Raw genomic sequence first — 23,045 nt, forward strand, 5'->3', positions numbered from 1 at the left:
GGAAACACGATTCAATGATACTGGTCGCCGGCTCCGCCAACCTGGACTTCGTGGTCCGGGCCAACCACATCCCCAGTCCGGGAGAGACCGTACTGGGTCGGGATTTCAAAACCTTTCCCGGCGGCAAAGGCGCCAACCAGGCCGTGGCGTGTGCGCGGGCGGGTGGCGCCGTCACACACATGGTGCTGGCTCTTGGGGATGACGCCTTTGCCGTTCCGCTGGAAGCCTCATTGAATGAGGCCCATGTTCACCTGCATATTGTCCGAGTGGCTGAACAGCCAACCGGCACGGCCTTCATCTGTGTCTCAGACGATGCTGAAAACGCTATCACCGTGGCACCAGGCGCCAACCAGTGCCTGCAAGCTGGTCACCTGCCCGCATTGAACGGTTTCAGTCACTTGCTGATGCAACTGGAAACGCCGCTGGAGACTGTCATGGCTTACGCGGACAGCGCCCGCAAACAAGGCGTCACCGTGGTGCTCAATGCGGCGCCCGCCCAGGCCTTGTCGCAGGCGCTGCTTGACCTGGTCGATGTATTGGTGGTCAATGAAGGCGAATTGGCAACGGTTGCCGGTCGTGTGGGGACGATTGCCCAGTGTCTTGAAGCGATTCACATCCCGACGGTGGTCGTCACCCTGGGGCACCACGGTTGCCTGGCCAGAAGCCAGGGCTCTTTGTATCTGCAGACCGCGTTTGATATCACGCCCGTGGATACCACCGGCGCGGGAGATACCTTTTGCGGCACACTCGTCGCGTCGCTCAGTCAGGGTGCGTCCATGGCTCAGGCATTGCGTACGGCATCCGCTGCCGGCGCACTGGCCTGCACACGGCCGGGAGCGCAGTCGAGTATTCCGCATGCGGCCGAGGTGGGTGCTTTTCTGGCCCGGCAGCCTGCGCCGCCTCCAGATTCATTGAACGAGCTGCGCGCCTTTTGTGGGCTTCTCAAATCATCACTCGCTTGACTCAAGACCCATGACAACAACATTCGCCCGAAAAGTTATTTATGACACGGACCCCGGTGTCGATGACGCCATGGCCCTGTATTTTGCGCTTGCGCACCCAGGCATAGACGTGGTGGGCATTACCACCACGTTTGGCAATGTCACGGTGGAGCAGGCCGCCAGCAATGCCCTGTACCTGACTGCGCTGGCCAATCGTTCAACGCCTGTCACCCAAGGTGTCAAGACTCCCTGGTGCAAACCGGGCGAGGCGCCGCCTGACTTCATCCACGGTGCGGATGGCTTGGGTAATTTGCCGACGCGTATGCCCACATCCAATCGGCTGGACCCCCGTTCATCAGCGCAGTTCATTGTGGACATGGCCCGGCAACAACCTGGTGAAATCACCTTGGTGGCGGTGGGGCCGCTTGGCAATTTGGCGACGGCGCTGAAACTTGAACCTGAGTTGCCGCATTTGCTGCGTGAAGTCATCATCATGGGCGGTACGGTGGTGGAACCCGGCAATGTGTCTCCCGTGGCCGAAGCCAATATCTGGAATGACCCGCATGCCGCTGACCACGTCTTCACGGCCGGCTGGCGACTCACCATGGTGGGATTGGATGTGACGCATCAGGTCATCCTGCCGGTGTCGCTTTTCAAACAGATTGCAGAACACCACCGACACCCGGCGACTGACACGCTGCACCATGCGGTGAATTTTTATGCCGATTTTTACAGTGCTTTGTACCCGCATGTCGCCAAAATCCATGGCTGTTTTGGACATGACGTGTTGGCTTTTGTGTACCTGGTCAATCCGGAACTCTTCACGCTGGAGACCGGACGGATCCGCGTTGCCACTGACGGGTTGGCGCAGGGGCAGACCATGCTCAAGCGCAAGGAGTTCATCGACTACCCGCAAAAAGGCTGGGAAGGCGTGCCCATGACCCAGGTCTGCATGCAGGTGGACGCCGAGGCTTGCAAGGCCGTTCTGGAAAACACCCTGATGGGTGATTGGCTGGCAGCCTAAATGCTTCTTGACGCAACTGAGGACCAAGCCATGTATCTGCCCATTGTTGATTTTCAAAGCCCGACAGCACCGCAGGACTTCTGTCAGAGCCTGCATGAAACCGGTTTTGGCGTACTGCGTAATCACCCGCTGGACCGGGCGCTGGTGGAAGGCATTTATGCCGAATGGTTGGGTTTCTTCAAATCCGGGGCCAAACATCACTACCCGCAGGACCCGGTCAAACTGGACGGTTACTTTTCGCCCGAAGTGTCCGAGACTGCCAAAAACAACGACAAACGCGATCTCAAGGAATTCTTTCATGTCTACCCTTGGGGACGCTACCCGGCAGAAGTCTCAGACGCCGCGCGCCGTTACTACCAGCAAGGCAGCGCCCTGGCCGCCACGCTGCTGGGCTGGGTAGAAGCGCACTCACCGGCAGATGTCAAGGCGCGTTATTCCATGCCCTTGCCCAAAATGATCGAAGGCAGCGACCACACTTTGCTGCGCGTGCTGCATTACCCGCCCCTGTCTGGCCTTGAGGAGCCTGGCGCGGTGCGGGCGGCGGCGCACGGCGACATCAATCTGCTGACCATCCTGCCGGCCGCCACCGAGCCTGGTTTGCAAGTGCTGGGCAAAGAAGGCACCTGGCATGACGTGCCTTGTGATTTTGGTCTGTTGATCGTCAACATTGGCGACATGCTGGAGGAGGCGTCGGGGCGTTACTACCCTTCCACCGTCCACCGCGTGCTCAACCCGGTTGGAGAGGGGCGGTTCAAGTCCCGCATTTCGTTACCACTTTTTTTGCACCCAAATCGGGACGTTGTGCTGTCTGAGCGCTACACCGTGGGCAGCTACTTTGAAGAACGCATGCGCGAACTGCGCGGGAAGCACTGACTCCAAGGCCTCGGTACCGCGAGCTTGATCTTATATTCTCCTGCGGCATATGGAAATCATGAAAATGTAGTTTGTCATATATGGGCGTACCCTTACAGTCTGACCTATGCATGACATTGTGTTTATTTTCGCGGGTTTCTTTGTTGGAATAGTCGTCGGTTTGACCGGGGTGGGCGGCGGATCGCTCATGACGCCGATCTTGATCTTCTTTTTCGACGTCAAGCCCTATCTGGCCGTTGGCACCGACTTGCTGTTTGCCGCCTTCACCAAAATGGGCGGCACCGTCAAGCTGGCACGCGCCCGGATAATTGATTGGCGTGTGGTTTTGCACCTGTCAGCGGGCAGCATTCCGGCGGCACTGGCCACCTTGTTCCTGCTGAGCCATTTTGGTGCTGCCAGCCAAAAAGTCCAAGGCCTGATGACCAGCACACTGGGTGCGGCCTTGTTGCTCACGGCGGCAGCCACTCTTTACAAGGCCTTGCGTGGCAAGGCGGCGCCAGTGACCGTGGCGCGAGGCCAGGAAGCCAAGGCGGCCACACCGCGCCACTGGAGCCTTCCCCTGCTGTTTGGGGCCGTGATTGGCACGCTGGTGACCTTGACCTCCGTAGGCGCCGGGGCGATCGGCGTCACTGTGCTGATGATTTTGTACCCCATGCTGCCTTTGCCGCGCATCGTGGCCGCTGACATTGCCTATGCGGTGCCGCTCACGCTGGTGGCGGGTCTGGGACATGCGTCATTGGGCTCGGTGGACTGGCCTTTGCTGGCGAAGCTGCTGTTAGGATCGCTGCCCGGCATCTGGATCGGGTCGCACTGGATGTCACGTATCCCAGAGCGCGTCATCCGCTCTCTTCTTTCCGTCTTGCTGGCCTATGCTGGCGTGAAATTAATCGCTTTATAAATCCTGAGGGCGTGTACAGACAGAACGGAGCGTCGTAACGCTCTGTCCTCAACTGATTCGAACCAACCATGTACCAATACACCGACTTTGACCGACAGTTCATTCGCAACCGCGCCGCGCAGCACCGTGACCAACTGGAGCGCAACATCGCCGGCACGCTGAGCGACGAAGAGTTTCGCCCTCTACGCCTGCAAAACGGCTGGTACATCCAGCGCTACGCGCCCATGTTGCGCGTGGCCGTTCCTTATGGCGAACTCGCCAGCGCCCAGTTGCGTGTGTTGGCCCGAATTGCACGTGAATTCGACCACCCCAGCAAGGAAGTGTTTGACACCGCCATCGGAGCACAAGCCGCTTGGGGCACCACCCACCTGCCCGTTGGGTATGGCCACTTCACCACGCGCCAGAACGTGCAGTTCAACTGGATTCCGCTGGACAAGAGCGCCGACGTGATGGACTTGCTGGCCACCGTGAACATGCACGGCATCCAGACCAGCGGCAACTGCATCCGCAACATCACCAGCGACGAACTAGCTGGCGTGGCGCCCGATGAGATTGCCGACCCCCGTCCCTTCGCTGAAATCATGCGCCAGTGGAGCACGCTGCACCCTGAGTTTGCCTTCCTGCCCCGCAAGTTCAAGATCGCCATCACCGGTGCCACGGCCGACCGCGCTGCCACTTACTGGCACGACGTGGGCCTGCACCTGAAGAAGAACGAGGCTGGAGAGCTGGGCTTCAAGGTGCTGGTGGGCGGTGGCATGGGCCGCACGCCCGTCATCGGCACGACGATCCGCGAGTTCCTGCCCTGGAACCAGATCATGAATTACCTGGAAGCCGTGGTGCGTGTCTACAACCGCTGGGGTCGCCGTGACAACATGTACAAGGCGCGCATCAAGATTTTGGTGAAAGCCGAAGGCCAACGCTACATTGACGAGGTGGAGGCCGAGTATCAGCAAATTCTGACCGTGGACGGCGCGCCCCATACGATCACGCAGGCAGAACTGGACCGTGTGGCAGCCTCATTTGTGCCGCCAGCCCTTTTGCAGTCTTCACAAGATGCTATTAAAAACGTAGCAATTCCCACCGAGCGCCAGGTTGACTACGAGCGCTGGCTCAAGCAAAACGTGGCAGCCCACAAAAATCCTGCGCTGCGCTCGGTCACGCTATCGTACAAACGCCTGGGGCAAGCGCCGGGCGACGCGGATGCCGACCAGCTCGATACCGCCGCTGACCTGGCTGATGAATTCAGCGCCGGCGAAGTGCGTGTGACCCATGACCAGAATCTGCTGCTGCCCTGGGTGCGTGCCGAAGATTTGCCTGCCCTGTGGGTGGCTGCCAGCCATGCTGGTTTGGCCCGCTCCAACATTCGCCTTTTGACCGACATGATTGCCTGCCCTGGGGGCGACTTCTGTGCATTGGCCAACGCCCGTTCCATCCCGATTGCAGCGTCAATTACCGAGCGTTACCAGGACATGGACGAGCTGCATGACCTGGGCGAGATTGACCTCCACATCAGCGGCTGCATCAACTCTTGTGGCCACCACCACAGCGGTCATATTGGCATCCTGGGTGTGGATAAAGACGGCAAGGAGTGGTACCAAGTGTCCTTGGGCGGCTCCGACGGCTCCACATTGAGCGGCCCCGCCGTGCCGGGGAAGGTGGTTGGCCCGTCCTTTGGCGCGTCGGAAGTACCCGGCGTCATCGAAGCTGTGCTCGACTGTTTCCGCCTGCACCGCAACGGCCGGGAAACTTTTATCGATACCCTCCAGCGTGTAGGCTTCGAGGCGTTCAAGGTAGCTGCCAACTCGGCACGGCTGAGTGACAAACATGAAGACCTGCACACGCTGCCCAAGTCGACCGGATTTGCCCGCGACGCACAAGAAGCTTAACGAGCCGAAGGAGAAAACACTATGAAATTGATAGCTGCTTCCGCACATTCCACCTTGGCTACAGGCCAAAACGTTGTTGAACTGGCCAACACAGAAGACCCACGCCCGTTGTCGCTGGCCGGGATTGACCGCATTGACCTCAATTTCCCCAAGTTCACCGACGGCCGCGCTTTCAGCCAAGCCTTCCTGCTGCGTCGCCGTCTGGGCTTCAAGGGTGAGATTCGGGCCACGGGCGACGTGCTGATTGACCAACTGGTTCAAATGCAACGCAGCGGGTTCGATACGGCCGTGCTGCGTGAGGACCAGAACCTCGATTTCGCGCAACGCCAGTTTGACCGCTACCAGGACTTCTACCAAGGTGATGCAGTCGACACCAAGCCCTTGTTTGCCACCGGAGTGAGCGCATGAGTGCCATTGAACTGAACGCCCGCGCCTCAAAGGACTTTGACGTCAAACTGGCCGAGACCATCGCCGTGCTGCAACAGGCGGCACTCGACTACGCGCCTGTGGCCGAGGGCAGTGCACCCCGCATCAGCCAGGCCTCCAGCCTGGGCGCAGAAGACGTGGTGATCAGTCACCTGATCAACACGTTGAAGCTCAACATCGGTATCTTCGTGCTGGAAACCGGCATGCTGCACCCCGAAACACTGGCGCTGCTGGAGCGGCTCAAGGCCACGTCAAGCGCGCCAGTAGAGGTGTTCACCCCGGTCAATGAATCCGTGGTGCAGTTCGTCAGGCGCGAAGGCAAAGACGCCATGTACAAAAGCATTGAGTTGCGCAAAGGCTGCTGCCACATCCGCAAGATGGAGCCCCTGTCACGCGCGCTGACCGGCAAAGACGCCTGGATCACCGGCCTGCGCCGCGAGCAGTCCGGTGCCCGCGCCGACGTGCCGATGATTGACACCACGGACGCCACCCGCGTCAAGATCAACCCCCTGGCCAACTGGACCTGGGGTGATGTGTGGCACTTCATTGCCTTGAATAAAATCGACTACAACCCGCTGCACGACCAGTTTTTCCCCAGCATTGGCTGCGCGCCCTGCACCCGGGCCATCAGCCTGGGTGAGGACTTCCGCGCCGGTCGCTGGTGGTGGGAAGATGAAGCGGCCAAAGAATGCGGCCTGCACGTCAACCAGTCCAGCCTCCCCGAGAAAGCCTCCGCATGAACGCCCGTACCGAACCTGATCTTCTCCAATCCATGCCTACTCACCATCGCCCCGATCACCTCAGCAATGCGCATCTGGACGCGCTCGAAGAGGAAACGATCTTCATCCTGCGCGAAGTCGCGGCTGCGTTTGAACGCCCCACCCTGCTGTTCTCGGGCGGCAAAGACTCGCTGGTCATGCTCAAATGCGCTGAAAAAGCCTTTGGCGTGGGTCGCATTCCCTACCCCTTGCTGATGATTGATACCGGCCACAACTTCCATGAAGTGACCGATTTCCGCGACTCCCGCGCCAAAGAACTGGGTGCAGACCTGATCGTGCGCAGCGTAGAAGACTCCATGGCCCGCGGCACCGTGCGCCTGGCGCACCCCGGCGAATCCCGCAACGTGCACCAGTCGGTCACGCTGCTCGAAGCCATTGACGAGTTCCGTTTTGACGCCCTGATTGGCGGCGCCCGCCGTGACGAAGAAAAAGCCCGCGCCAAGGAGCGCATCTTTTCGCACCGCGACAGCTTTGGTCAGTGGCAACCCAAGGCCCAGCGCCCCGAGCTGTGGACCTTGTTCAACACCCGCCTGCAGCCCGGCGAACACTTCCGCGTGTTCCCGATCTCCAACTGGACCGAGCTGGACGTCTGGCAATACATCGACCGCGAGAAAATCGCCCTGCCGTCGCTCTACTACACCCACAAGCGCGACGTGGTGGAGCGCAAGGGCCTGCTGGTCCCGGTGACCGAACTCACCCCTTTGAAAGAGGGCGAAACCATGGAGTCCCGTGATGTGCGTTTTCGCACCGTGGGCGACATCACCTGCACCTGCCCGGTGGAAAGCCTGGCCAGCACGGCGGTTGAAATCGTGATTGAAACCCTGGCCGCCGACGTGAGCGAGCGCGGCGCTACCCGCATGGACGACAAAACCTCTGAGGCTTCGATGGAGAAGCGCAAGAAAGACGGATACTTCTGATGAATGCTACAACTTCTATAGCTGCTCCCGCAGCATCCACGGCGGCTAGTGGCCAAAATGACACTGGCGCCGCACTGAAATTCATCACCTGCGGTTCTGTCGATGACGGCAAAAGCACGCTGATTGGCCGCCTGTTGGTGGACAGCCGCTCGGTCCTGCAGGACCAACTGGCCAACGTCTCCAAGAGTGGCGAGGCCGACCTGGCGCTGTTCACCGACGGCTTGAGTGCCGAGCGCGAGCAAGGCATCACCATCGATGTGGCCTACCGGTACTTCAACACGGCTGAGCGCAAGTTCATCATTGGCGACGCACCCGGCCACGAGCAATACACCCGCAACATGGTCACCGCAGCGTCGAGCGCCGACGCCGCCGTGGTGCTGGTGGACGCGACCAAACTGCAATGGCAGACCAACGCGCTGGAACTGCTGCCGCAAACCCGTCGCCATTCGCTGCTGGTGAACCTGCTGCGGGTGCCTTCCATCGTGTTTGCCGTGAACAAACTCGATGCGCTGGAAGACGACGCCAAGCCCGAGACCGTGGGGCAGGCGGCCCTCGCCTTTGCCAACATCAGCCACGCGCTGGAGGCTTTTGCCCAGGCGGCCGGTATTGCCGTGACGGCGATTGTTCCCATATCCGCCCTCAAAGGCCATAACGTGGTCGAGTCGGCACCCAACTGGTGTGCTTACACCGGCCCCAGCCTGCTCCAAATTCTGGAACTGTTACCCGCCACCCCGGCCGAGACGGCCATTCCATTCGCCTTCCCGGTGCAGTGGGTTGAGAAGTTCTCGGCCTCCAGTGACACCAGCCAGGGCCGCCGCATTTTCTGGGGCCGTGTGGCCACAGGTAGCGTGCAGGTGGGGCAGCAAGTGTCCGTATTACCCAGTGGCCAGACGGCCACCGTGGCACAAGTGCTGGGTTACACACGGCAACCGGGCACGGTGTTCGCAGGTCACAGCGCTGGCGTGGTGCTCGACCGCGAGGTCGATGTGTCGCGCGGCGACTGGCTGCTAGCCGGCGAACCCAAGGCCGACGAATTTGATACCTCCAGCGGTACTTTTAATATCAGCCGTGAACTCAAAGCCACGGTGGCCTGGATGGATGACGAGCCTTTGGTGGCTGGCCGCGTGTACTGGGCGCTGCATGGTCACCGCTGGATCAAGGCCAAGATCAAGCGCATTGTTCACAAGCTCGACATCAACACCCTGGCCGAAGAAGACGCCACGCAGGTGGAGGCCAACGCCATCGGGCACGTGGAGATTTCCCTGCAGGAAGCCATTGCCGGCCTTCCCTACAGCCGCTCGCGTGTGCTGGGTTCGTTGGTTCTGGTGGATACCGCCTCACACAAAACCGCTGGCGCCGTGTTGATCAACTGATCCAACTCAAGCAACCGCGCGGCCATCAAGGCCAATTTGAATTAACCGGCAATGGAAACCCAATAAAATACAGGGTTTCCACCCCCTTCGTCGAAGACTACAAAATGACACATACCGTCACCGAAGCCTGCATCAAATGCAAGTACACCGATTGCGTCGACGTTTGCCCCGTGGATTGCTTCCGCGAAGGCCCCAACTTCCTGACGATTGATCCTGATGAATGCATTGACTGCGCCGTGTGTATTCCTGAATGCCCGGTGAACGCGATCTATGCGGAAGAAGATGTGCCGGCCGACCAGCAGCACATGACCAAGCTCAACGCCGAACTGGCCAAGTTGCCCACCTGGAAGAGCATCACCAAGCGCAAGGCACCCTTGCCCGACGCAGATGACTGGAAAGACAGAACCGGCAAGCTCTCAGAGCTCATTAAGTAATTCGAAAAAACGTGATGGAACCGCACCTGAACCAGGAAGTGATAGAGACAACACAGGCCCACGAGGGCTCCATCGAGACCGACGCCGTCATCATCGGCGCGGGCCCGGTGGGCTTGTTTCAGGTGTTTGAATTGGGTTTGCTCGAAATCAAGGCCCACGTGATCGACTCGCTGGCCTATCCTGGCGGCCAATGCGTCGAGCTGTACCCTGACAAGCCGATTTATGACATTCCTGCGGTACCGGTTTGTACCGGTCAGGAATTGACGAACAACCTCCTCAAACAGATAGCGCCTTTTGGCGCTACTTTTCACTTTGGGCAGGAAGTCACCACGGTCGAAAAGCAGGAAGACGGGCGCTTCTTTGTGCAAACGTCCAAGGGCACCCAGTTCCTGACCAAAACCCTTTTCATAGCGGCTGGCGTAGGCGCTTTTCAGCCGCGCACGCTGAAGGTGGACGGACTGGACGCGTTTGAAGGCGCCCAGCTGTTCTACCGCGTCAAGAACCCGGATGACTTTGCTGGCAAAAACATGGTGATTGTCGGGGGCGGCGACTCGGCCATCGACTGGGCCCTGGACTTTGTCAAGGACACCCCCCACAAGGCCGAAAGCGTCATCCTGATTCACCGCCGTGACGGCTTCAAGGCGGCGCCCGCCAATGTGGCCCGGATGAGAGAACTGTGCGACGCCTATGAGATGCAATTCATCGTCGGACAAATCACGGGCTACGATGAAAAGGACGGCAAGGTCACCGGTGTCAAAGTGACAGGCCCTGATGGCATCACCCGTGTGGTTCCCATGGATCTGCTGCTCGTGTTTTTTGGCCTGAGTCCAAAACTCGGACCAATCGCCCAATGGGGTCTGGACATTGAGCGCAAGCAACTCAAGGTCGACACCGAGAAGTTCTCCACCAGCGTGCCGGGCATCTTTGCGGTGGGCGATATCAACGTCTACCCCGGCAAAAAGAAACTCATCTTGAGTGGTTTTCACGAATGCGCATTGGCCGCCTTTGGTGCTGTGTCCATCATTTTTCCCGAGAAAAAAGTCTTTTTGCAATACACCACGACCAGCCCCAAACTTCATAAAGTTCTGGGCGTCGAGACGCCGGTGTTTGACTGAGTAGAATTCAACCCGTGCTCATCCCATCCGGGCACTTCGCTAGGGGTGTTGCCCTGCTTTAAAAATGCAGGTCGACTGAGAAAGTCCCTTTGAACCTGACTGAGGTAATCCTCGCGCAGGGAAGCAGGTCCGTCAAGGACGTCTCTTTTTTTCTGAGTGACGTGTCACCTTTCGCGCACCAAGCCGACCTGTCAATATTTTTTGCCTGGAGCAAATAGATGACAAATACAAATTTTTACGGTGGCAACACGGCGCTGACGCCCGTGGCGGACGCCGATCGGGTTTTTCAATGGCATGACCACGCATCGCTCTGGTTCAGCCTGGGCGTCGGTTTGCTGGTCATGCAAATCGGTGCCTACCTCGTGCCGGCCGTGGGGAGCCGTGATGCCGCCATGGCCATTGTGCTGGGCTCCCTGGTGGGTTCTGGCTTACTGGCGTGGACGGCGAAGCTGGGGTGCAACAGCGGCCTCACCAGTGCAGGTTTGATGCACGCCACTTATGGCAGCTACTTCGCGCGCTTGCCTGTGCTCCTGAACATTGCCCAGCTCATCGGCTGGACCACCTTTGAGCTGGTAGTGATGCGCGACGGCACGGCCGCCATCGCCAAGCAGTCTTTTGGTCTGGCGCTTGAAGGCCCGAGTGGCATCGTACTCACCACGCTCTTGTGGGGTGCTGTGCTGGTCCTGCTTCTGGCGGGCTCCATGACCCAGCTGGTGCGCAAAATCATCAGCCGCATTGGTTTGCCGCTGGTTGTTGCATCGCTGCTGTGGTTGACGTGGCAGTTTGGTGGTCAGTTGCAGACCAAAGGGTTTGACGCGTTTTGGGCCCGTACCGGGGACGGCAGCATGGGCATGTTGTCGGCGATGGATCTGGTGATTGCCATGCCGGTCTCCTGGCTGCCGCTGGTGGCCGACTATGCCCGCCACGGTCGCTCAGGTCGCAGTGCCATGAGCGGCACATGGGTGGGTTATGCCATCGCCAATATCTGGTGTTACGCGCTTGGCGTGATGGTGGTCAGCGTGTCGCAGCCTGATGTGAACCTGGTCAGCGCCTTGCTGCTGGCACAGGGCGGGCTGATTGCACTGAGTCTGATTCTGGTGGATGAGATCGACAACGCTTACGGCGATGTCTACTCTGGCGCCGTCTCGACACACAGCCTCAAGCCGTCGGTCACGATTCGGCAATGGGGGCTGGGTCTGGCGGTTGTGTGCACGGGCTTGGCGATGGTGTTGCCCATGCACAGTCTGGAGCCATTTCTGATTTTTCTGAGTTCAGTTTTTGTGCCTTTGTACGGCGTGATTCTGGGGCGACTCGGGGTCGGCCAACCCCGCTTTGCGCCACCGCAACGCAAAATTGACCTGACAGCCGCGCTGCTGTGGCTGGCGGGCATCGCCACTTACCACGCCCTTGCCAAATGGGCGCCGCAATGGGGCTCCGCCCTGCCCACGCTGGCACTGACCTTCACGCTGGCCTGGCTGACTCGCCCCAAACAAATATAAGACCGTCATCGGAGAACGAACATGAACATAGTCATCCTGGGCGCAGGCTTGATGGGGCGCTTGCTGGCCTGCCAACTCGCCCGCATGGGCCATCAACTGACGCTATTTGATGCCGGTGGCCCAGAGGCATTGAACTCGGCCGCCCGCGCTGCCGCCGCCATGCTGGCGCCCCTGGCGGAATCAGCCATTACCGAGACGAGCGTGGTGGAAATGGGCGTCCACGGACTCACCCGTTGGCCGGAATTGATTGCGCAACTCGATGAGCCCGTCTACTTTCAGCAGCAGGGCACGCTGGTGCTTTGGCATCGTCAGGATGCGGCGGAGGCTGACCGGTTTTCACGTCAGCTGGATGCCACCAGCCTGTCCCTGCCCACGCTGCCGAAGGCGCAGCGCCTTGACGCCCAGGGACTCTCGGAACTGGAGCCGTCATTGGGAACCCGGTTTGCCCAAGGCCTCTATCTGCCAGGCGAGGGGCAGCTGGACAATCACCAATTGCTGGCGGCCATGCTGCACCAGTTGCAGCGCCTGAATGTCAAGCTGAACTGGGACAGCCCGCGCGTGCCGGGAGACTTTTCGCCAGGCACACCCGGGCAACCCGACTGGGTATTTGACTGCCGTGGCGTCGGCGCGCGCGCGCAATGGCCCGCGCTGCGCGGGGTGCGCGGTGAAGTCATCACCTTGCTGGCGCCGGAGGTGAGGTTGTCCCGCCCCACCCGCCTGGTTCATCCCCGTTATCCGATCTACATCGCGCCCAAGCAGGATGGTTATTTTGTGATCGGCGCCACCGAGATTGAATCCGACGACCTGTCGCCGATCAGTGTGCGCTCAACACTGGAATTGCTCAGCGCCGCCTACACGGTCGACAGCGGTTTTGCAGAAGCGCGGATCGTGGATCTGGTGACCCAATGCCGGCCCGCCTTACCCAACAACCTGCCCTCCATTCGCCGGCTTGGCGAACGCGTTTTACAAATCAACGGACTCTACCGCCATGGCTATCTGATTGGCCCGGCCATGCTGGATGTGGTGATGGAGCTGTTCCAAACCAATACGTCGCGGCTGGCGAACAGGTTTTCCGTGTCCATCCAGAATGCCGACAACTAAGCCCATGCAAGTCTTTATCAATCAGGTGCCACACGAACTGCCGGCTGGCGCGACGCTGGCCGATGCTGTTTCCCGGCTGCAGGCGCGGCCACCTTTCGCTGCGGCGGTGAACCTGCAATTTATTCCCAACACACAGTACACGCAAAAATTGCTGCAAGCCGACGACCGTATTGACATCATCACCCCGGTTACCGGGGGCTAACCGGGACATACCATGACCGCTGAACACCACGCCGCCACGTCGACCGACCCCCTGGTTCTGTACGGCCAGACCTTTTCCAGCCGCCTGTTGCTGGGCACCTCCCGCTACCCGTCGCCCCACGTGCTGGAAGCGGCGGTGCGCAAGGCGCAACCGGCCATGTTGACCGCGTCGCTGCGCCGACAGAATGTCAGCGCCCATGACGCCCCCAACCGCTTCTGGGAGATGTTGCGCGCGCTGGATGTGCCGGTGCTGCCCAACACCGCCGGTTGCCACAGCATTCAGGAAGTGGTGACCACGGCCCAAATGGCCCGTGAGGTGTTTGACACCACATGGATCAAGCTGGAGCTGATTGGCGATGACTACACGCTGCAGCCGGACACCCTGAATCTGGTGGAGGCCGCCAGCCTGTTGATCAAGGACGGCTTTAAGGTTTTGCCGTATTGCACGGAGGATCTGGTGCTGTGTCAGCGTCTGGTTGATGTGGGTTGTCAGGCCATCATGCCCTGGGCCGCGCCTATTGGCACCGGAAAGGGCCCCATCAATCCGTATGCCTTGCGGACCCTGAGGGAGCGTCTGGCCGTGCCCATGATCGTGGACGCCGGCCTGGGCTTGCCGTCACACGCATGCCAGGTGATGGAGTGGGGATTTGATGGCGTTTTGCTGAACACCGCCGTCGCGCTGGCGCAAGACCCGGTCATGATGGCGGGTGCCTTTGCCCGTGCAACGCAGGCGGGGCGCGACGCATTCCGTGGGGGCGCCATGACGGAGCAGCATGCGGCTCAACCCAGCACCCCGGTTTTGGGAATGCCTTTCTGGCATCAGTCTTGAAAGACCACATGAACACCAGGACACACGCGGCGATGGTGCAGGCCATTGTGGATGCCCACTCCTCACTGGCCCTTCCGGCACCTGGCGGCGCGATGGCCATGTTCACAGGTGAGGCGTCGGTTTACCGCGCAGCCAAGCAGGCATGTGTGACCTTGGGTTTTATCGAGGCCGATGCAGAATGCGTTGCCATTGCATGGCAACAAAGCGTTGAGCGAGCCGGAGAGTTCAATGCGGCCATTTGGCCAGACCAGGCTGCTGACTTTGGCATGCGCCCTTGGCCGCGATCAGACGCGTTTGCTGCCTGCCCTCATCGGTTGGGTCTGTATGCCGTGCTGCCCGATGCCCACTGGGTGGGCCGCATGGCAAGAAGTGGTGTACCGACCGTACAACTGCGTTTCAAGTCTGACGATGCTCGCGCGATAGAGCGTGAGGTGCGCGCTGCCGTTGAAGCCGTTCAAGATACTGGCGCCCTGCTTTTTATCAATGATCACTGGGAGGTCGCCATCGCGGCGGGTGCGTATGGCGTGCATCTGGGGCAGGAAGACATGGCTGTGGCGGAGCTCCAAAAAATCAGGGCGGCTGGACTGCGACTGGGCCTGAGCAGTCATGGTTATGCCGAAATGCTGCGTGCCGACTTGTTCAGCCCCAGTTACATCGCCATGGGGGCGGTCTTCCCCACCACGCTCAAACGGATGACGACCGCGCCACAAGGCGCAGGCCGCCTTGGCACTTATGTCCGATTGATGTCGAACTACCCGTCCGTGGCGATCGGAGGCATTGACAGTCACAACCTTCAGGATGTGCTGATCAGTGGTGCAGGCTCGGTTGCCGTGGTACGGGCGTTGGTCGGGCATAAGAACCCGGAGCACATGGCCGCCAGTTGGCAGGCCGTGATCAACGCAGCGGCATCAGTCGCATCACCAAAGGCCCGTGACCATGGTTGAGCGGGCCGCTCCCCTGCCCAGTACGTACCTGCGCGCCCGCCTGCAGGGCATTGCGTACAAAACTTCGCGCAAGCCGGATCGCCTCTTTCAATGTGGCGCCCAAGGCCAGTTGTGCCGCCATGGCGGACGACAGTGTGCATCCTGTTCCGTGCGTGTTCTGGCTGTGAATGCGTGGTGCCTCCATCCAGAAATTCCCTTCTGTGGGGGTGGCCAGCAAATCATGGACCATGTCGCCTGGCAGATGCCCGCCTTTGAGCAACACGGCACGCGCACCCATGGCCAGTAAGGTCGATGCGGCCTGCTCCATGTCTTGTTTGCTCGTCAGCGAACGCCCAACCAACAGGGCTGCTTCATCGAGGTTGGGGGTTATCACGGCAACGCGGGGAAATAATTCGCGCACCAATACCTCCATGGCCGAGTTGTCGATCAACGCGGCACCACTGGTCGCAACCATGACAGGGTCAAACACGACGTTAGACAAGGTGTGTCGATCAATGGCTTCTGCCACCGTCCGCACAATGTCCGGAGAATGCAGCATGCCAATTTTGACTGCATCAGCGCCAATATCTTCCATGACGGCGTCAATCTGGTCTCGCAACATCTGGGGCGGTACACCATGGATGCTGCGCACGCCAAGCGTGTTCTGTGCCGTCAACGCGGTTAACGCCGTCATACCGTAGCAGCCGAGCGCTGCAATGGTTTTTAAATCCGCTTGTATACCGGCGCCTCCGCCGCTATCGGACCCCGCAATGGAGAGAACGCGAGGATATTTGTGGGTCAATGCCTGCAAGGTTGTCACGTCGTTCATCCCTACGCTTTAAATCGAAGTACTTGATCTTGAATGAGTCCACTTCTCAAAAGTGACTCATCTACTGGACATCTATGCCTTCTTCTTGGACTTGGCAGGCGCCGACGGGGCATTGCTGTCGGCTTCAGGGGCAACGTCTGAGCCCTCGACCAACACCTCTTCAAACTCAGCCAGTTCTGCACCAATGGCCGCGTATTTTTTGGACTTGGCTTTGTTGCCGATCCATTTGAGTGCTGCAGCTTCCAGGTCTTCCTTGAAGTGAGTAAGTGCCGCGTCCTTGACCTTTTGGGTTGCCGTCTTTGACGTGCTGGACCAGAGGTCAATCAGCGCTGACAGACCGTTGTCGAAATCGTCGAACGTTTCAAGATGAATCCATTGGCCGCTTTTATCAAACATTTTTTTCTTTCGGTAGTTGCATATATTTCAGTTTAGCGGGCGATCAGCCATAAAAAAAGCACCTAACCCAGGGGGATAAGTGCTTGATTCATTTCTTGTTTTTGGCTCCTCGACCTGGGCTCGAACCAGGGACCTACGGATTAACAGTCCGGCGCTCTACCAACTGAGCTATCGAGGAATCTAGCCTCAAATTATAGCGTCATTTTTCGGCACCTTCGGTTGTTTGTCATCTTTTGAAGAAAAAACGTGCAAAGAATGAGTTCGTCAAGAGAAACTTTTTTTCACGGGTAAAAATCGGGCGACTCTAGTCTGGGCTGTCTTGAAATGGCATCCAATTTGCTTGGATACACCATCATCCCGTGAAGGTCATGAAATGAGAGCATTTATTGGTGCACTGATTTTGTCGATTGTGTCGGCCAGCGTGGGTCTGTTCTCATCCACCGAGCTGCAGGAAATGGCGCTGGCCGCAGGTGGTGCCTTTAAATCTGCAATACCCTCGGTGCAGGGTATGAATGCGGCCACGCCAACGCAGCACACAAAACCATGGCGAGATCGATAGGCCGTGAGCACAAAAAAGCCCCGTGCTTTCGAACGGGGCTTGTTGAGGACGGCAGGAGGGTTGGTCAGGCCGGCAGGGCCACCTTTTGGTCAACGCTGAACTGGTAGTCCTTGAAAATGTGCTCGGCACTCAAGATCTGATAGCTTCCGTCCGCGAGCCGATTCGTCGTATCTTTCAGGCGGTAGGTGTAATGGCCGCAAGTCCAGCAATTGAAGTTGCGCATGTGGGTACACAAACAAGTCTTGTCCATGACCGACAGTGTTTTGGAGTCGGGGTGCAGGGCCATTTCACGGTTATAGGCCGTGATGTAGGCGCAACCTCCATTGCCGTCCAGCAAATAGCCATAGGCTTCACAATTCGGGCGAATGCCCGCACCAATGGCTGGCGTGCTCTTGAGCATGCGCATGGGATAACCCGTGGGTGAAATGGTGTTGACTTCGATGTCGGCTTCACTGGCCCTGAAATACTCTTGCTTGACCTTGTCGGGCAAACCACATTCATTCGCCACCGTGAAGCGGGTTGCCACCTGAACTGCGGCAGCACCGTTTTCAAGGAAAGACACCGCGTCACTGCCGGTAAAGATGCCGCCAGCAGCAACGACGGGAATATCAAGCTGTTCAGTTTTCAGGTACTGCACGATCTCGGCAATGATGGTTGCCAAATCGTACTGGGCCCAGTCCATGCCGAAGCCGAGATGACCACCAGCCAGCGGACCTTCGACAATCACATAGTCAGGCAGGCGATCCAGGCGTGCATTCTTGCGCAGGAATATCTGCAATGCCCGGACCGACGACACGATGATGCCCAGCTTGGCATCGCGAAACCGCGGGTGGTCTGCAATCAACCCGAACGAGCCCAAATGCAGGCCAGCGCTCAGGGTAATGCCGTCAATACCCGCATCCAGTGCCGACGCCATGCGCACTTGAAGCGTCTCGCGCGGGGCGTTCATGGTCAGCTTTTCCATGCAGTTGACAAAAACCATGCCCTCACCCCGTTTGGCCTGCATGGTGGCGTCAACATGGCGCCGGGTGGCGTCAGCCAACACACCCAGATCAAACTTGATCATGGACTTGTCGGTGTTGTCGATGTTGAACTTGTAGAACTTGGTCTTGTCTTTGACAAAGCTGGTGTCAAAACGGCGGTCCGACACGTCAGGCACCATGGCGTCTGAAATATGGCCAATACCGCCGAGCCGCACTGCTTCCAAAGCCAGTTCGGCCGTCGAGATATCCACGCCCATACCACCAATCATGATGGGCACCAGCTCTTTTTTACCGAACTTCAGGCGGAAGTCGTCAACACGTTTCATGAAAATCCTTGAGCGTTCCGGCTCACCTGGCGACCCTCTTGGCCGACGGCCACAGCAAGCCCAGGGAGAATAGAAAATCGCAAGCCGAAAAGGTCTTGCATGTCAAGAATTCTACCCCGGCCCCATTTCAAATCGGATGGTTTGACAATTCCCCTGCACGGCTGGAGTACTTCACCAGCGCGTCGAGTTTTTCCACCAAAACCCGGGCCTGACGGCTGCCGTAGACGTTCGATTTAAGCCATTCAAGCTCTGCCGCCAACTCGTTTTCATCGCCCAGCAGCCTGTGCCAGACTTTTTGATCCGCATTCCAGCGGTAAGCGCGGGCTTTCAGCAGGTCTTTGGCCTCAAACGGCGCGCCGGTTGCCTGCAATCTGTAACTGGGTGAGCGGCTGGCCGCCATGATTTTGGCCAACCCGCTTTGCCCGGATTCGGGCAACGGCTCCGTCAGCACGGCCAACAGGGCGTGGCAATCCACTTCGGCACGATGCGCCTCATAGAACCAGCCTTTGTCCAATGCCAGGTATTCCAGCTTGGCGGACCCGTGGCCTTCTTTTTTCCAGTCAATGTCGGCAAATGAGCAGCCCCAGGGGAGTTGGGCAAACCGGGGGATTCGTGCTTCACAAAAAGGCCGGTCAAAACCTGCGTTGTGGGCGATCACCAGATCGGCATGGGCCAGCATGGCGGCGATACGGGCCTCATCCAGGTGCTGTCCAGCCACCATGTCATTTGAAATGCCGGTAATCGCCTGGATTTCCTTGGAGATCGGGATGCCAGGGTCTTCCAGGCCGTCGTAAACCACGACGTCGCCCACGGGCAGGCCGGTGCTCGTGTCAATATCAACCTGCAACATGGCGAGTTCAATAATTTTGTCGCGGCCGTGCTCCAGGCCCGTGGTTTCGGTGTCGAGTACCAGAACACGCATGAGCGGACCTTGGGGCAAGCGGTCAAAGTGTTGGATGGGAACCAGGCGACGAATCACCCGATAGTCCGGATGGTTTGCCAGCACGGCTGCCATGGCAGCCGCGTCCATGACCGGGGCCACAGGGGCGACGCTTGCGGCGCGAGGTTTGGCCTTGGACTTTGGCTTGCCTTTTGGCTTGCCTTTTGGCTCAGGCGCCAAGGCAGGGTTGGAGCTGCCAAAGTCAAATGGAAGTTGCTGCTCAGTCAAGGTTTTCTTTCGATTTCATTATTTTCAGAGGGTGGATTACACCGCACTCCGGGCGTTTACGCGGGAAACATCTGCCTGAAAGGTCTACAACAAGGGCCGAAGCTCCCGCGCCGCGTCAAGAAGCAGCGGCAACAAATCCTGTTGCATCGCCAGGGACGACAGGCGGTTCGGCGAGGCCACCACATTGAGCGCGGCCACCGTCAACCCTTTGGCATTGCGTAGCGGCACGGCCAGCGCGTGGACACCCAACTCGTGTTCCTCACTGGACAGGCAAAAATCGTCCTTGCGCACTTGTTCAAGAAGAGCTCGGAAGGTCTTGGCATCGGTGGTGGTCATGGGGGTCATCCGGGGCAGGTTCCGCCCTTTCATCCACTCGTTGAACGAGGCTTTGGTTTTGGCGGCCAAAAGCACCCGCCCTGTGGAGGTTGCATGCGCAGGCAGCCGGGCCCCCATGTGCAGGCCATAAGCGATCACGCGGCTGCTGGCGGTGGCTGCCGAGTGGCGGTCATTGCCGCTGCGCGCCACGATGACCACCTCGTCGGCGTCGAGCACCACGGCCGAGAAAGATTCCTGGGCTTGAATGGCGAGCCGATTCAGCGTGGGCTGAATGGCCCGGGGCAAGCGGGCTGATGCCAGGTAGCTGCCGGAGAAGCGCAACACCTTGCTGGACAGCCAAAAGTAGCTGCCGTCGGTCTCCAGATAGCCCAGATGCGCCAGCGTCAGCAAGTGCCTGCGTGCGGCGGCGCGGGTAATGCCCGCTTTGGCGGCTGCCAAGGTGGCGTTCAGCCGCTGGCGTTCGGTATCAAAACTCTCCAGCACAGCCAATCCCTTGGCCATGCCTTCAATGAAATCTGCTTTGGCAATGGTCATACGTCAGCGTCAAATATTTGCGCGACTATCGCGCAGTTGGTGCAATGATCGCACAAACTGTGCGTCTGAGGCTTCCACAATGCGGACGATCTGCCTAAGCTCAAGGCATTCATCAATGGAGCAATCATGCGTACACAAGTGGCCATCATCGGCGCAGGTCCTTCGGGTCTTCTTTTGGGGCAGTTACTGCACAAAGCAGGCGTCGATGCAATCATCATTGAGCGCCAAAGTCCAGACTACGTGTTGAGCCGCATTCGCGCGGGCATTCTGGAGCAGGTCACGATTGATTTGCTTGATGAAGTGGGCGTCGGTTCGCGCATGCACCAGGAGGGTCTGGTCCATGGTGGTTTTGACATGCTTTACAGCGGCAAGCGCCACCGTGTTGACTTGAACAGACTGACGGGCGGAAAAAATGTGATGGTTTACGGCCAGACTGAAGTCACCCGGGACTTGATGGATGCACGCACGGCCGCAGGCCTGCCCAGCGTTTACGAGGCCTCCAACGTCGCCGTGCACGATTTCGACACGAAGAAGCCCCGCGTCACCTACGAGAAAGACGGTCAGAAGTTTGAGCTTGAGTGTGACTTTATCGCCGGATGCGACGGTTTTCATGGTGTTTGCCGTGCCAGCGCGCCGCGCAATGCCATCAAGGAATTTGAAAAGGTGTACCCCTTCGGCTGGCTGGGCATGCTGTCTGACACACCGCCCGTGCACGACGAACTCATTTACATCAACAGCCCGCGCGGTTTTGCCCTGTGCTCACAGCGCAGCATGACGCGCAGCCGCTACTACCTGCAGGTGCCACTGACCGACAGGATTGAAGCATGGACGGACGATGCATTCTGGCAGGAGTTGCGCCTGCGCCTGGACGACGAAGGGCGTGACAAACTCATCACCGGCCCGTCGATTGAGAAAAGCATTGCCCCCCTGCGCAGTTTTGTGACCGAACCTTTGCGTTTTGGTCGCATGTTTCTGGCCGGTGACGCGGGTCACATCGTGCCGCCTACCGGCGCCAAGGGCCTGAATCTGGCCGCCACGGACGTGAAATACCTGTCTACAGCCTTCATTGAGTACTACCAGGACAAAACCGATGCGGGCATTGATGCCTACTCCGAGCGCTGCCTCAAACGCATCTGGAAGGGGGAACGCTTTTCCTGGTGGTTCACGCAACTGATGCACCGCTTTCCTGATGACGGCCCGATTGCCGCCAAGTTCCAGGAAGCTGAACTGGATTACCTGCTCAACAGCGAAGCCGGTTCGCGCACCATTGCCGAAAACTACGTGGGCCTGCCGCTGGATTTCGGACACAACCGGTAAATTTGCGCGACGGTCAGGCTGGCGCCAGGTCAACTCGCCAATAATGAAGGAATGACCACCAAAGCCACGCCTTCGCTGTCCGCCCGCCCTTCACTTCGCCCTTTGCGGGGCGTTCGGATCCTGAGTCTGGCGCTCAACCTGCCAGGTCCGGCCGCCTTGATGCGCTGCCAGCAAATGGGGGCCGCGTGTGTGAAGCTGGAGGCCCCGCCGTCTGTCGCGGCCGGTGAGACCAGGTCGTCCAACGCCACCAGCGACCCGATGGGGGTGTACAACCGGGTGGCCTACGATGAAATGCACCAGGGTGTGCGCCGGGTACTGGCTGATCTGAAAACCGAGAAAGGCCAGAAGGTTTTGCACCGGGAGCTGGCCAAAGCCGACGTGCTGCTGACCTCCTTTCGCCCCTCCGCCCTGCAAAAGTTGGGGTTGGGCTGGAAATCACTGCGCAAACTCTACCCTGCCCTGTCGGTCGTGACCATCGTGGGTGCCACTGGTGACCGCGCCGAAGAGCCTGGGCATGACCTGACCTATCTCGCTGAGAACGATCTGGTCAGCGGCCTGAACCTGCCACCCACACTCTACGCGGACATGGGAGGCTCGCTGATGACCTCAGAGGCGGTGCTGAAAGCCATGTTGATCCAGTCCAAAACGGGCAAAGGCAGCGTGATGGAAGTGGCCTTGTCAGAAGCGGCGGCTTATCTCGCCTTGCCACGCACCTGGGGCTTGACCCGGCCGGGTGCCGCTGTGGGCGGTGGCCACGCGGGTTACCAGGTCTACCCCTGCAAGGACGGACGAGTGGCGGTTGCCGCCCTGGAGCCGCATTTTGCCAAGGCGCTTTGCGTTGTTGCAGGTATTCAAAACGCCAGTATGTCCGCCATGATGGCGCCCGCGACCCAGTTACTGGTGGCCGCGTACCTGCTCACCATGACGCGCAAGGCGCTCGACAAACTTGCAGCAGACAACGACATCCCACTGCATACGCTATCAAATTAATAGCTGCTTGTGCAGGTATCTAAAGGGCTACAGCCCGGTTTTATATAAATATCTCAATGCGATATTTCTTGTGAACCCCCTTGTCTTCTGCCTGGCCGGACGTGACAGCCTGGCTTCCGGCCTGGCCTCCCTGGAGGGGCGCATCCTGCATGGCCGGGCGACGTTGGTCAAGCACGTCCTGGACGTTGAGGAGCTGCGGGTTTGCCATGTACTTTTCATCGGTGAGAATGAGGAGCGGCGGCTGATACCCATGCTGCGGGCTGTGGCCAATGAATTGGTCTTGACCGTGAGTGATGGCGCCGGTTTCACCGAGGCTGGCGGCGCCATTGGCATCGCGCTGGAGGAAGGCCGTATCCGTTTTGACATCCACCGCACCCGCTAACCGATA

Annotated in this window: 25 protein-coding genes and 1 tRNA gene; 20 read left to right on the forward strand and 6 right to left on the reverse strand. The window is 59.1% G+C overall.

Features of this window, described 5'->3' with window-relative positions; genetic code table 11:
- Positions 1-14 precede the first annotated feature (14 nt).
- The 16 genes from AC097N_RS13210 (at position 15) to thiE (ending at position 15,240) form a co-directional block, all read left to right on the forward strand.
- Entirely contained in the window at positions 15-962 is a 948-nt protein-coding gene (locus AC097N_RS13210; protein ID WP_479581564.1) for a ribokinase, read from the forward strand.
- Between the two features lie 10 nt (positions 963-972).
- Complete coding sequence (locus AC097N_RS13215; RefSeq protein ID WP_479581566.1) at positions 973-1,965, forward strand: nucleoside hydrolase; 993 nt, start codon at positions 973-975, stop codon at positions 1,963-1,965.
- Positions 1,966-1,995: 30 nt separating this feature from the next.
- Entirely contained in the window at positions 1,996-2,838 is an 843-nt protein-coding gene (locus tag AC097N_RS13220; RefSeq protein WP_479581568.1) for a 2OG-Fe(II) oxygenase family protein, read from the forward strand.
- Positions 2,839-2,944: 106 nt separating this feature from the next.
- The gene (locus AC097N_RS13225; protein WP_479581570.1) at positions 2,945-3,736 is read left to right on the forward strand and encodes a sulfite exporter TauE/SafE family protein; all 792 of its coding nucleotides are present in this window, start codon (positions 2,945-2,947) and stop codon (positions 3,734-3,736) included.
- Positions 3,737-3,804: 68 nt separating this feature from the next.
- Positions 3,805-5,622 (forward strand): nitrite/sulfite reductase, encoded by a 1,818-nt coding sequence (locus tag AC097N_RS13230; RefSeq protein ID WP_479581572.1) that lies wholly within the window; start codon positions 3,805-3,807, stop codon positions 5,620-5,622.
- A 21-nt stretch (positions 5,623-5,643) separates the two neighbouring features.
- Complete coding sequence (locus AC097N_RS13235) at positions 5,644-6,030, forward strand: DUF934 domain-containing protein (RefSeq protein WP_479581574.1); 387 nt, start codon at positions 5,644-5,646, stop codon at positions 6,028-6,030.
- Positions 6,027-6,788 (forward strand): phosphoadenylyl-sulfate reductase, encoded by a 762-nt coding sequence (locus tag AC097N_RS13240; RefSeq protein ID WP_479581576.1) that lies wholly within the window; start codon positions 6,027-6,029, stop codon positions 6,786-6,788. The genes AC097N_RS13235 and AC097N_RS13240 overlap by 4 nt, the downstream gene beginning before the upstream one ends.
- On the forward strand, positions 6,785-7,744 hold the full coding sequence (gene cysD / locus AC097N_RS13245) for a sulfate adenylyltransferase subunit CysD (protein WP_479581578.1): 960 nt from the start codon (positions 6,785-6,787) through the stop codon (positions 7,742-7,744). The genes AC097N_RS13240 and cysD overlap by 4 nt, the downstream gene beginning before the upstream one ends.
- Positions 7,744-9,117 carry a sulfate adenylyltransferase subunit 1 gene (locus tag AC097N_RS13250; RefSeq protein WP_479581581.1) on the forward strand — a complete coding sequence of 458 codons (1,374 nt, stop codon included), beginning with the start codon at positions 7,744-7,746 and terminating at the stop codon, positions 9,115-9,117. The genes cysD and AC097N_RS13250 overlap by 1 nt, the downstream gene beginning before the upstream one ends.
- A gap of 104 nt (positions 9,118-9,221) precedes the next feature.
- Positions 9,222-9,551: a ferredoxin FdxA gene (gene fdxA, locus AC097N_RS13255; protein ID WP_479581583.1), complete on the forward strand. Its 330-nt coding sequence runs from the start codon at positions 9,222-9,224 to the stop codon at positions 9,549-9,551.
- A 14-nt stretch (positions 9,552-9,565) separates the two neighbouring features.
- Positions 9,566-10,666, forward strand: a complete 1,101-nt coding sequence (locus AC097N_RS13260; protein ID WP_479581585.1) for an NAD(P)/FAD-dependent oxidoreductase — start codon at positions 9,566-9,568, stop codon at positions 10,664-10,666.
- A gap of 218 nt (positions 10,667-10,884) precedes the next feature.
- Positions 10,885-12,165 carry a purine-cytosine permease family protein gene (locus tag AC097N_RS13265; RefSeq protein WP_479581587.1) on the forward strand — a complete coding sequence of 427 codons (1,281 nt, stop codon included), beginning with the start codon at positions 10,885-10,887 and terminating at the stop codon, positions 12,163-12,165.
- 21 nt (positions 12,166-12,186) lie between these two features.
- Positions 12,187-13,266, forward strand: a complete 1,080-nt coding sequence (locus AC097N_RS13270) for an FAD-dependent oxidoreductase (RefSeq protein ID WP_479581589.1) — start codon at positions 12,187-12,189, stop codon at positions 13,264-13,266.
- A 4-nt stretch (positions 13,267-13,270) separates the two neighbouring features.
- The gene (gene thiS / locus AC097N_RS13275) at positions 13,271-13,468 is read left to right on the forward strand and encodes a sulfur carrier protein ThiS (RefSeq protein ID WP_479581590.1); all 198 of its coding nucleotides are present in this window, start codon (positions 13,271-13,273) and stop codon (positions 13,466-13,468) included.
- A gap of 12 nt (positions 13,469-13,480) precedes the next feature.
- Positions 13,481-14,296, forward strand: coding sequence for a thiazole synthase (locus AC097N_RS13280; RefSeq protein ID WP_479581592.1), 816 nt, complete (start codon positions 13,481-13,483; stop codon positions 14,294-14,296).
- Between the two features lie 8 nt (positions 14,297-14,304).
- Complete coding sequence (thiE, locus tag AC097N_RS13285) at positions 14,305-15,240, forward strand: thiamine phosphate synthase (RefSeq protein WP_479581594.1); 936 nt, start codon at positions 14,305-14,307, stop codon at positions 15,238-15,240.
- Here thiE and thiD read toward each other — a convergent pair.
- The 3 genes from thiD to AC097N_RS13300 form a co-directional block, all read right to left on the reverse strand.
- Entirely contained in the window at positions 15,191-16,048 is an 858-nt protein-coding gene (gene thiD, locus AC097N_RS13290; RefSeq protein ID WP_479581596.1) for a bifunctional hydroxymethylpyrimidine kinase/phosphomethylpyrimidine kinase, read from the reverse strand. The genes thiE and thiD overlap by 50 nt on opposite strands.
- Positions 16,049-16,120: 72 nt before the next feature.
- On the reverse strand, positions 16,121-16,444 hold the full coding sequence (locus tag AC097N_RS13295) for a hypothetical protein (RefSeq protein ID WP_479581598.1): 324 nt from the start codon (positions 16,442-16,444) through the stop codon (positions 16,121-16,123).
- 102 nt (positions 16,445-16,546) lie between these two features.
- Positions 16,547-16,622 (reverse strand) — tRNA-Asn (locus AC097N_RS13300).
- A 195-nt stretch (positions 16,623-16,817) separates the two neighbouring features.
- Here AC097N_RS13300 and AC097N_RS13305 point away from each other — a divergent pair.
- Complete coding sequence (locus AC097N_RS13305) at positions 16,818-17,003, forward strand: hypothetical protein (protein ID WP_479581600.1); 186 nt, start codon at positions 16,818-16,820, stop codon at positions 17,001-17,003.
- Between the two features lie 64 nt (positions 17,004-17,067).
- Here the strand turns inward: AC097N_RS13305 and AC097N_RS13310 are convergent, their stop codons facing one another.
- The 3 genes from AC097N_RS13310 to AC097N_RS13320 all read right to left on the reverse strand — a co-directional run bounded on the left by AC097N_RS13310 (position 17,068) and on the right by AC097N_RS13320 (position 20,350).
- Positions 17,068-18,312: a nitronate monooxygenase gene (locus AC097N_RS13310; protein WP_479581602.1), complete on the reverse strand. Its 1,245-nt coding sequence runs from the start codon at positions 18,310-18,312 to the stop codon at positions 17,068-17,070.
- Positions 18,313-18,439: 127 nt separating this feature from the next.
- Complete coding sequence (locus tag AC097N_RS13315; RefSeq protein ID WP_479581604.1) at positions 18,440-19,480, reverse strand: 3'-5' exonuclease; 1,041 nt, start codon at positions 19,478-19,480, stop codon at positions 18,440-18,442.
- Positions 19,481-19,564: 84 nt separating this feature from the next.
- The gene (locus tag AC097N_RS13320; protein WP_479581606.1) at positions 19,565-20,350 is read right to left on the reverse strand and encodes an IclR family transcriptional regulator domain-containing protein; all 786 of its coding nucleotides are present in this window, start codon (positions 20,348-20,350) and stop codon (positions 19,565-19,567) included.
- A gap of 126 nt (positions 20,351-20,476) precedes the next feature.
- Here AC097N_RS13320 and pobA point away from each other — a divergent pair, with 126 nt between their 5' ends.
- The 3 genes from pobA (at position 20,477) to AC097N_RS13335 (ending at position 23,039) form a co-directional block, all read left to right on the forward strand.
- Positions 20,477-21,667, forward strand: coding sequence for a 4-hydroxybenzoate 3-monooxygenase (gene pobA / locus AC097N_RS13325; RefSeq protein WP_479581608.1), 1,191 nt, complete (start codon positions 20,477-20,479; stop codon positions 21,665-21,667).
- 51 nt (positions 21,668-21,718) lie between these two features.
- The gene (locus AC097N_RS13330) at positions 21,719-22,657 is read left to right on the forward strand and encodes a CoA transferase (RefSeq protein WP_479581610.1); all 939 of its coding nucleotides are present in this window, start codon (positions 21,719-21,721) and stop codon (positions 22,655-22,657) included.
- A 70-nt stretch (positions 22,658-22,727) separates the two neighbouring features.
- Positions 22,728-23,039: a YfiR family protein gene (locus AC097N_RS13335; RefSeq protein WP_479581612.1), complete on the forward strand. Its 312-nt coding sequence runs from the start codon at positions 22,728-22,730 to the stop codon at positions 23,037-23,039.
- The last annotated feature ends 6 nt before the right edge of the window (positions 23,040-23,045 follow it).

The organism is Rhodoferax sp. LS1R11 (genome assembly GCF_056521395.1).

Excerpts from the sequence above, each read along its gene's own strand:
- AC097N_RS13210 (WP_479581564.1), top strand. The coding sequence starts at position 15 with ATGATACTGGTCGCCGGCTCCGCCAACCTGGACTTCGTGGTCCGGGCC.
- AC097N_RS13215 (WP_479581566.1), top strand. The coding sequence starts at position 973 with ATGACAACAACATTCGCCCGAAAAGTTATTTATGACACGGACCCCGGT.
- AC097N_RS13220 (WP_479581568.1), top strand. The coding sequence starts at position 1,996 with ATGTATCTGCCCATTGTTGATTTTCAAAGCCCGACAGCACCGCAGGAC.
- AC097N_RS13225 (WP_479581570.1), top strand. The coding sequence starts at position 2,945 with ATGCATGACATTGTGTTTATTTTCGCGGGTTTCTTTGTTGGAATAGTC.
- AC097N_RS13230 (WP_479581572.1), top strand. The coding sequence starts at position 3,805 with ATGTACCAATACACCGACTTTGACCGACAGTTCATTCGCAACCGCGCC.
- AC097N_RS13235 (WP_479581574.1), top strand. The coding sequence starts at position 5,644 with ATGAAATTGATAGCTGCTTCCGCACATTCCACCTTGGCTACAGGCCAA.
- AC097N_RS13240 (WP_479581576.1), top strand. The coding sequence starts at position 6,027 with ATGAGTGCCATTGAACTGAACGCCCGCGCCTCAAAGGACTTTGACGTC.
- cysD (WP_479581578.1), top strand. The coding sequence starts at position 6,785 with ATGAACGCCCGTACCGAACCTGATCTTCTCCAATCCATGCCTACTCAC.
- AC097N_RS13250 (WP_479581581.1), top strand. The coding sequence starts at position 7,744 with ATGAATGCTACAACTTCTATAGCTGCTCCCGCAGCATCCACGGCGGCT.
- fdxA (WP_479581583.1), top strand. The coding sequence starts at position 9,222 with ATGACACATACCGTCACCGAAGCCTGCATCAAATGCAAGTACACCGAT.
- AC097N_RS13260 (WP_479581585.1), top strand. The coding sequence starts at position 9,566 with ATGGAACCGCACCTGAACCAGGAAGTGATAGAGACAACACAGGCCCAC.
- AC097N_RS13265 (WP_479581587.1), top strand. The coding sequence starts at position 10,885 with ATGACAAATACAAATTTTTACGGTGGCAACACGGCGCTGACGCCCGTG.
- AC097N_RS13270 (WP_479581589.1), top strand. The coding sequence starts at position 12,187 with ATGAACATAGTCATCCTGGGCGCAGGCTTGATGGGGCGCTTGCTGGCC.
- thiS (WP_479581590.1), top strand. The coding sequence starts at position 13,271 with ATGCAAGTCTTTATCAATCAGGTGCCACACGAACTGCCGGCTGGCGCG.
- AC097N_RS13280 (WP_479581592.1), top strand. The coding sequence starts at position 13,481 with ATGACCGCTGAACACCACGCCGCCACGTCGACCGACCCCCTGGTTCTG.
- thiE (WP_479581594.1), top strand. The coding sequence starts at position 14,305 with ATGAACACCAGGACACACGCGGCGATGGTGCAGGCCATTGTGGATGCC.
- thiD (WP_479581596.1), bottom strand. The coding sequence starts at position 16,048 with ATGAACGACGTGACAACCTTGCAGGCATTGACCCACAAATATCCTCGC.
- AC097N_RS13295 (WP_479581598.1), bottom strand. The coding sequence starts at position 16,444 with ATGTTTGATAAAAGCGGCCAATGGATTCATCTTGAAACGTTCGACGAT.
- AC097N_RS13305 (WP_479581600.1), top strand. The coding sequence starts at position 16,818 with ATGAGAGCATTTATTGGTGCACTGATTTTGTCGATTGTGTCGGCCAGC.
- AC097N_RS13310 (WP_479581602.1), bottom strand. The coding sequence starts at position 18,312 with ATGAAACGTGTTGACGACTTCCGCCTGAAGTTCGGTAAAAAAGAGCTG.
- AC097N_RS13320 (WP_479581606.1), bottom strand. The coding sequence starts at position 20,350 with ATGACCATTGCCAAAGCAGATTTCATTGAAGGCATGGCCAAGGGATTG.
- pobA (WP_479581608.1), top strand. The coding sequence starts at position 20,477 with ATGCGTACACAAGTGGCCATCATCGGCGCAGGTCCTTCGGGTCTTCTT.
- AC097N_RS13330 (WP_479581610.1), top strand. The coding sequence starts at position 21,719 with ATGACCACCAAAGCCACGCCTTCGCTGTCCGCCCGCCCTTCACTTCGC.